Source organism: Asaia spathodeae NBRC 105894, from assembly GCF_025994195.1.
Taxonomy (GTDB): domain Bacteria; phylum Pseudomonadota; class Alphaproteobacteria; order Acetobacterales; family Acetobacteraceae; genus Asaia; species Asaia siamensis.
This window is the reverse complement of sequence record NZ_BAPY01000009.1, coordinates 1-7,183: the sequence shown is the minus strand read 5'-3', so window position 1 is coordinate 7,183 and position 7,183 is coordinate 1. Positions and strand designations below refer to the sequence as shown.

Sequence of the window (7,183 nt, the reverse complement as noted above, 5' to 3'; positions counted from 1 at the left end):
CGGTTGAGGAGGTCGGTCACATAGCCGCGTGTGTGTTCGATCATTGGCAGCATTCTAGCCAGTGTCGCATTGGTGTCGGCGTAGTGTTGCAAGGCTTGCTCAGACGGTTTGGCCCTCACGGACAGGTCTGTGTCCATCCGTTCCATGATCGCCTCATGAACCCGTCTGGCAATGTCTTCTTCCCGAATGGCAAGCGGTGTTTCACCTGCCCCCTGCGCCTCACGGGTGGAGAGGCTTTCCAAGCTGACCTGCATGACCTTCAGCATGTGGAGGATTTCTGCCGCGTTCCGGTTGTTCGTATCGAGGCGTTCCTTGAGGCTTTCCTGTGTTTCGAGGAAAGCTTCCATGTAGGGAGAGGCTGGGGATTTCACGGTGCTACTCCTTTTTGCTGCCAGCCTCCCATGACCATCCCTCGAACATGGCCTTGTCGTTCTCCTTGGTGAGCAGCGAGATCAGGTGTTCGACCATGATAGCGGCATCAGTGCTTCCATTCTGTGCCTGATCGACGAGCATGGCCCCGAGGACGATCTTGCGTCGTGTGTCGGCCTTTCTCTCGTAACCGGCCTGTCTGGCCTTGAGATCGCGTAACTTCCTGTCGGCTGCGTCACGACGTTTCTGTTCGTCTGCAATACGCTCTTCCAGAGACTTTCTGGCTACGGCCATAGCTGATGCTCCTCATTGCCATGAATGCCTTGTCTCATATAGGGTAATGGCATGTCCATGACAGCCAAAAGAGCCAGACCGAGAGAAACGAAGGGCGCGCTTATACATTACTGCGTAATGTGGCGCGTGACGGTCGGTATTTAGCGTCATGGCGATCTTCCATATGCACTGTAAGATAATCGACAGGAAGAGCGGCAGGAGTGTCGTTGCGGCTGCTGCGTATCGTTCGGGTGAGAACCTGTATGACGAGAGGCGTGAACAGGAACAGGACTACACAAAGAAAACGGGCGTTGTTCATTCCGAGATCATGGCACCGGACAATGCGCCTGCGCGGTTCAGTGATCGTCAGACTCTCTGGAATGAGGTCGAGAAGGCGGAGAAGCGCAAGGACGCCCAGCTTGCCCGTGAAGTCGAGGTCGCCCTACCGCGAGAGTTGAGCCAAGCCGACCAGATTGCGCTTGTGAGGGAGTTCGTCAGGACGAATTTCGTCTCGGAAGGAATGATTGCCGATTTCTCGATTCACGCGCCGCTAGGGGCGGACGGCAAGCCCTGCCCTCATGCGCATATTCTCCTGACGCTGCGGGAGGTCGGGCCGGAAGGGTTCGGCAAGAAGCAACGGGAATGGAATGCTGCCAAGGTTCTTGTGATCGGCGAGGAGCATAAAGCTGGTCGTGACTGGTATGAGAGGGGTGCGAACCGTCACGGGATGTGGCGTGCAAGCTGGGAGGAACTGACCAACCGCAAGCTTGCGGAGCGGGGCATTGATGCCCGGATCGACCGGCGCAGCTACGCGGATCAGGGCATTGATCTTGAGCCTCAGATGAAGGAAGGCGCGGGGCATCGGATCACGCGCAAAATGCGGGCCAGAGGAAAAGACAAAGACAAAGACCCGGAAGCCCTATCCGAGACGAGCGCAGAAAACCGCCGCATCAGGGCGCGGAACTGGCACCGGATAGAGAATGCGCCGCATATCATTGCGGAGGCCCTGACAGCCCGAAAATCCACGTTTACCAAGCGGGACGTGGCGATTTTCATGCACCGCTATTCGGACGTGGCCGATCACCAGACCCTGAACAACATGACGGCGCGCGTTCTCGCGGATGGAGAGACCGTCACGCTCGGGCGGGACCAGCAGGGCGACGTTCGGTATTCCACGGCTTCGATGCTGCGGACCGAGAGCCATCTGGTCGAGATGGCCGAGGCGATGCGCGCGGACAAGGCTCATGTCGAGAAGATGGGAAATGCTGCTCTTGTGGAGAGTGCCAAGACCTTCCTGTCACAGGAGCAGAATGACGCGGTCGCTCATATTACCGGGCGCGAACGTCTTGCTCTGGTGTCGGGTCTGGCCGGAGCGGGCAAGACGACGATGCTGTATTACGCCCGGACGGCATGGGGCATTGGGGGCTATGAGGCGCGCGGTCTGACGCTTGCGGCGTCGGCAGCGGCGCAGCTTGAGGAAGGCTCCGAGATCCCCAGCCAGACGATTGCCAGCTTTCTGCGGGGCATCGAGAAGGGACAAGAGCAGATCGGGGCCAGAACGGTTCTGGTGGTGGATGAGGCCGGGATGATCGGGTCTCACCAGATGCGCGATATCCTGTCTGTCGCCCAGAATGCCGGGGCCAAGGTGGTTCTTGTCGGGGATGGCGAGCAGCTACAGGCCATTGAGGCGGGCGCACCGTTCAGAAAGCTTGAGGAACGTCTGGGGGCTGCTCGTCTGGCCGAGAGCAGGCGCGCGCGCGATGCCGGGGATCGGGCTGCGACTGTCGCTCTGGGCGGTGGACGCACACGGGAAGGGCTTGAGCATTACGACCGGCAGGGGGCGCTTGTGGAGGTCGCAACCGCCTCGGCCCTGATCGAGACCATGGCGCGAGCCTATCTTGCCGATGCCGCCGAGATCGGGGCGGAGAACGTGCTGGTTCTGGCGCATCGCCGGGCGGATATTCGGCAGCTTAACAATACGATCCGCGCCGAGCTGGTGGCGACCGGGAAGGTCGAGGCGGGTCTGACGTTCCTGACCGTCAACGGGGAGCGTGATTTCGGGGTCGGGGATCGTGTGGTGTTCCTGCGGAATAACAGGCAACTCGGGGTCAGGAACGGCATGGATGGCGTGGTCGAGGCCGTCAACGGTACCTCGATGCGGGTCAGGACCAAGGACCGGACGATTACCCTTAATCTTGAGACTTATGGCCATGTCGATCACGGTTATGCGCGGACGCTGCACAAGGGGCAGGGCGCCACGGCCAAAAGGGTCCATCTGGGGTTGTCGAGCACGCTGGACCGCCAGCTTGCCTATGTGGGTCTGAGCCGTCACCGGGAGCGTGTGCGGGCCTACTGGACGCGCGAGACGGCCAAGGACAAGGAAGCGCTGTTCGATACGCTCTGTCGCGACCGGCGCAAGGATATGGCGCTAGACTACCTCGAGGATCGGGGCATCGAGCCGGCAACCAAGCATGTGATGCGCCATGCTGTTGAATCCCTGCTGGAAGAGGAAGAGAGGTTTGTGCCGGCGCATGAGGCGACCGAGGCCGAGCGGGGCGAGGCCGTCCGACAACTCCACGAGGAAGAAAAGGCCCGTGTGGCCGACGCGCCTGCGGTCCAGTCAGGACCGGAACCGGGAACGCCAGAGTATGAGGTGCATATCGCGACCGTGGCGCAGCGGCTTACGGCGGGTCAGCATTTCATCGATGAGAACGAGCTTACGGCACCGGGCCATCTAGGCACGATAATGGATCGTATGCGTATCATCATCGGCAGGATCGCCAGTCCGCTCGAAGATGCTGCGATCCTTCTGAAAGATATGCCTACTTCCCAAGAGAGGGCATCCGGGCCGGAGGCTGAAAAGAACGCCGACCCATTGCACCAGGTCGAGCCATCATCGGTGCAGTCCGAAACCCGGCAATCTCACGAAGGCAAACGGTCCGCCGCCAGTGATGCGAGAATAGCGGAAATAGCTCGGCAATGGGTAGAGGCCGAGCTTGTCAAGATTGAGCGTGAAGCAGCGGCCGCTGAGCCAACAGCTGCGGAGAAGCGCAAGGCCGAAGAACAGGCGGCGCGGGAATATGCTGAGTCCGAAGCTGCGATTGCCGCATTCAATCTGGACCAGAAGGAGAAGGCTCGCGAGCAGATCCGCGCCATTACCGAGCGCGACCGGGCGGCGCGGCGTGAGCGGCGCGCTGCAAAGCGCGATGTCCGGCTTGAGAAGAAGGCGAGGAAATATCTCGCTCAGGAGCCGGGTTTTCTGGGCTCCCTGTTCCTGAGCGATGAGGTGAGGGAGAAAGCGCAGGCGCTGAAAGAGGCAGAGGCGCAAGCCCGTCGCGAGCGTCAGGACGCAGAAGCGCGCAGAGAGAGGGAAAGGAAGGAAGCAGAGCGCCGGACTGCCGCCGAAGCCTATGGCAGGAAACTCGATAAAGAGGTTGAGGCCATCATGCAGCCTCTTGAGCGTATCGACGACCTCGATGCGCGTGATCTTGCGGTATTGCGGCAGGTGCTGACGGAGGCGCTGGACGCCAAGCCCGAAGAAACGAGAGTCCGGCATTATGCCGAGGATCAGCGTGTGACCTATGCAGCGGAGAGCCGCCACAGGTCTGCGAAATGGGTAGAAGCCAGTCTGCTACTCGGCTCCAAGCTGAAAGGAGCCATTCAGACGAGAGCGGCATACGATCAGATCAAGGAAATTGTGAACAAGGGCCTTCGAGGATTTGAGCACAATAATCAGAGCGTCAATCCGGTTCGTAAGCCCGAGTTCTCAAGGTTCGTGCGGAGTATCGACCATCTACAGGACGCCTTGATCCGGTACGAGAGCGAAAACCGTATTCGCATCCCGGACGAGTCCTATCACGCCAAAGCCGAGACCATGACCGAAAGGGTCTGGCGGTCTCTCGAAGGGCAGAATGAGACCTATCGGAGAGAGCACGGTCATTCGCTTTACGACAGCATGGATGCCGAGATGCGCGCCCTCTACAGCCGGGATGAAGGCAGGAAGCAGCAGCGGATAAACCGTGACAGGGCGCAGGAATACGGCTCAGGACGGGACCGCTAACGCGGCGCGGAAAATCGTTTTTCTGCAAAAAAAGTGCTTGCTCTCTGGATCGATCCCGAGTGGGAGGTCCGGCTCAAATCGAGTCTGAGACGGCAGACATCGAAAAAATCGCGCATCCTCGAAAAAAAAGCATCGCTCTCTGGATCGATCCCGAGTGGCCTCGAGATAGACCTCCACCCATTTCGGATGGAGGGTAGTTCGAGGCTGCACCCCATGACCCGGAAACGGATACTCCTTTTGATCATCCTCGCCTTGTTGGAGGTGATCTTCAGTCGTTCAGCCTATTAGGCCATATCCAGATCGAGGCGGCGCTCGATACGTTCCAACCGCTCAGTGAGGCGATCCACACGAACGCTTTGTTCGGCGGCTCTCTCCTCCTGCTGCGCTATGCCTCGGTTCACGTGAGCAAGAGCAATTTCGATGTTTCCAAGCCGTGTCGTGTGCTCGGCCAGCTTGCGCTCAATGCGATCCTGACCGGCCTGAAACCGCTTCAGATGCTCAAGGACCAGGTTCTCGATGCTTCCGCTCATGAGGGCTCTTCCGTTGTCTTGTGGGCGTAGTCGGCCAAGCTGGGTGTGTGACGATTCAGAAGATCGAGATAGAGCCCATCATCGCTACATTTCCGGGCGATCTTTTCCATGGCCGTTCGGGCTGCACCATACTCTTCTTCCGAGACGAGTGTTTCCACATTGTCGGTTTTCAGGCGTGTCTTGGCCGTTCGAGCGAAGCGCTTGGCAATCCGTGCAAGGGCTTCGTATTCGTCCTGCGTGAAGTCCACGTCGAGCTTCATGATTTCCCTCCATGCATCATCACCAGCATGGGCGGGGCCGTTTCCTCAGCTTCCGATTTGCGCGCATTCAGGGAGCCGTTCCAGCCGACATGCGGGTTGATATAATACACCGCCACGCCCGGCCCTCTAATGCCCGGCACCTTTTGGCGGGTACGTTTAATGGCACCTAACCGTTCTAGAACGCCCATGATTTCGCTAACGGTGCGAGGGGCACAGCCAATTTCCTCGGCCAGTTCATCCCGTCGCATCATGATTTCGCCGGTATCCTGTCGCAGCGACAGCAAGGCCAAATCAAAGGCGTGACGGACCTGTTGGGGACGATCCTCCGGGGGAAGAGCCCGGATTGCATCCCAAACCAGCTTCGTCTGATCGCGGCTAATCATGGTGAAACCTCCGGGCCAAAGTCCTTCTGTGTCGGGGCGGGCCTGCTTCTGTGCACTGTAAATGGCTCGTGAGATGAGCAGTTTCAGGTCGCCCGGAGCGCCCTCAAGCATTTCAGGCGTAATGAGCTCCAGTTGCTCGGCAATCGTGGCTGCCGCCTGACGATCCGCTATTTGTTGTCTCGTAGCCAGTCTGACAATCCGGGCCATCTCGCACCCCTGTTGATAACGGGCTATTAGGTCACAGCCCCTGTGACTTCTGGATCACATATACTGTGACCTAATACAAGCTTTTTTTGGCGGTTTCCCGCGGGTCGTGGCGATCTCTAAGAAAAAGAAAAGAATCTAATCTCTCTGTAGTCTCTCTTTTTCGGTGGAAAACCCAATTTTCGAGGGCTGTCCGGACGCCCAAATGGGCGCGCTACGCGGCTCCCGCTCTGCGCTCGCTCCGGCCCACGAGCGCCGGAAGAACGAGCAAGGGAGATTGCTCAGGAGGCAAGGAGTGATTGGACGGCAATCGCCCTGGTGCTGGGTTATCGAGGCATCGGGGAAGGAAAAGGGGATTCCTCTGTGGGTCGGGCTGTACTAGGCTCCGATCGTCCCTCGATCGAGGGGCGCTCTGTCCGGGTGGTGGAACACCTCGAACAGAGCTAACGCTGAATGAGGCACAAACTCATGACAACGCTGGCAGTGGTTGAACCACGTCCCTCCGCATCACTCAAGGGCCTTCGAGAGCTTCACAGGAGCCGCCTGACGGCCTTCTGACCCTTAGCCATACCGAATGGCCAAGGGGCGGCCCAGACGCCCCTCAGCGCGCAGATATGCGGCTAGGCGCGTTTTCGCCGACCTCGCCATCCATGCCATCTTCCGGTTTCCGGGGGCTGACGAGGTTTTCATCAAGCTTTCAGAGAGGCGCTATCTGGCGCGCGGTCGCAGTATGCAGGCCCGCGCCAGTTGGATCGTAAAGATCGTGCACCGGGAGGATGTGACACCGGAACTGCATGCCAAGCTGTTCTCCCGTCATGGAGAGAATGACTGATCCTCTCCGGAGGGCCTGCGGGCTCTGCGGGTGCCTATGATCCTGACGGGAGCAGTGAGAGCAGGAAACTGGAGGCTGGGTTGACCCACCACCACCACCAGCGCGAGCCCGTGGGCAGGGCATAGGCCACGATCCGGTCGATCAGAACCATGAGGATCACACCCCACCAGAAGCTCAGGGATGGATAGCGGATATACTGTGTCCTGACCCGTTCCTTGCGGTTGAGGAGGTCGGTCACATAGCCGCGTGTGTGTTCGATCATTGGCAGCATT

At 59.2% G+C, this 7,183-nt stretch carries 7 protein-coding genes; 1 reads left to right on the top strand and 6 read right to left on the bottom strand.

Annotated elements, in window-relative coordinates; all coding sequences use genetic code 11:
- Both AA105894_RS07585 and AA105894_RS07580 read right to left on the bottom strand, forming a co-directional pair.
- A partial coding sequence (locus AA105894_RS07585; protein WP_267311188.1) for a hypothetical protein occupies window positions 1-371 on the bottom strand: 371 nt, incomplete at its 3' end.
- Window positions 372-375: 4 nt separating this feature from the next.
- The gene (locus AA105894_RS07580) at window positions 376-663 is read right to left on the bottom strand and encodes a hypothetical protein (protein ID WP_267311187.1); all 288 of its coding nucleotides are present in this window, start codon (window positions 661-663) and stop codon (window positions 376-378) included.
- A 148-nt stretch (window positions 664-811) separates the two neighbouring features.
- Here AA105894_RS07580 and traA point away from each other — a divergent pair, with 148 nt between their 5' ends.
- The gene (gene traA, locus AA105894_RS07575; RefSeq protein WP_267311186.1) at window positions 812-4,702 is read left to right on the top strand and encodes a Ti-type conjugative transfer relaxase TraA; all 3,891 of its coding nucleotides are present in this window, start codon (window positions 812-814) and stop codon (window positions 4,700-4,702) included.
- Between the two features lie 284 nt (window positions 4,703-4,986).
- Here the strand turns inward: traA and AA105894_RS07570 are convergent, their stop codons facing one another.
- From AA105894_RS07570 to AA105894_RS07555, 4 genes are all read right to left on the bottom strand, one after another.
- Window positions 4,987-5,232 (bottom strand): hypothetical protein, encoded by a 246-nt coding sequence (locus tag AA105894_RS07570; protein ID WP_267311185.1) that lies wholly within the window; start codon window positions 5,230-5,232, stop codon window positions 4,987-4,989.
- Window positions 5,229-5,492 carry a hypothetical protein gene (locus AA105894_RS07565; protein WP_267311184.1) on the bottom strand — a complete coding sequence of 88 codons (264 nt, stop codon included), beginning with the start codon at window positions 5,490-5,492 and terminating at the stop codon, window positions 5,229-5,231. Before AA105894_RS07565 ends, AA105894_RS07570 begins: the two co-directional genes overlap by 4 nt.
- A complete protein-coding gene (locus AA105894_RS07560; RefSeq protein WP_267311183.1) occupies window positions 5,489-6,082 on the bottom strand; it encodes a helix-turn-helix domain-containing protein in 594 nt (197 codons plus the stop codon). Before AA105894_RS07560 ends, AA105894_RS07565 begins: the two co-directional genes overlap by 4 nt.
- An 863-nt stretch (window positions 6,083-6,945) precedes the next feature.
- The coding region (locus AA105894_RS07555) for a hypothetical protein (protein ID WP_267311182.1) at window positions 6,946-7,183 on the bottom strand (238 nt) is incomplete at its 5' end.

Coding starts and splice junctions, on each gene's coding strand:
- AA105894_RS07560 (WP_267311183.1), bottom strand. CDS start 6,082: ATGGCCCGGATTGTCAGACTGGCTACGAGACAACAAATAGCGGATCGT.
- AA105894_RS07580 (WP_267311187.1), bottom strand. CDS start 663: ATGGCCGTAGCCAGAAAGTCTCTGGAAGAGCGTATTGCAGACGAACAG.
- traA (WP_267311186.1), top strand. CDS start 812: ATGGCGATCTTCCATATGCACTGTAAGATAATCGACAGGAAGAGCGGC.
- AA105894_RS07565 (WP_267311184.1), bottom strand. CDS start 5,492: ATGAAGCTCGACGTGGACTTCACGCAGGACGAATACGAAGCCCTTGCA.
- AA105894_RS07570 (WP_267311185.1), bottom strand. CDS start 5,232: ATGAGCGGAAGCATCGAGAACCTGGTCCTTGAGCATCTGAAGCGGTTT.